Consider the following 232-nt stretch of genomic DNA (forward strand, 5'->3'; position numbering starts at 1 on the left):
GCCGACGTCCCGCAATCATCAATTCGCTTTTCGCTGGACTTCGCCGGCCACCGTCGGAAGATGGCGCCATGCGCGATGTCCATGCCCCGCTCTGGCTGCTGATCCTTCTGCAGGGCGCCGTCTCGGCGGCGTCTCTGGTGGTCGAAATCGTGGCCGGTCGGACGCTGGCACCTTATGTCGGGATGTCACTTTATACTTGGACCTCGGTCATCGCCGTGGTCCTGGCGGGGTT

The 232-nt window shown here is 63.4% G+C and carries 1 protein-coding gene; it reads left to right on the forward strand.

Features of this window, described 5'->3' with window-relative positions; genetic code table 11:
- Positions 1–68: 68 nt before the first annotated feature.
- A partial coding sequence (locus NLM59_RS11910; RefSeq protein WP_369426809.1) for a fused MFS/spermidine synthase occupies positions 69–232 on the forward strand: 164 nt, incomplete at its 3' end.

The sequence above is a fragment of the Profundicola chukchiensis genome, assembly GCF_029664245.1.
GTDB classification, from domain to species: Bacteria; Bacteroidota; Bacteroidia; order Flavobacteriales; family Weeksellaceae; genus Profundicola; species Profundicola chukchiensis.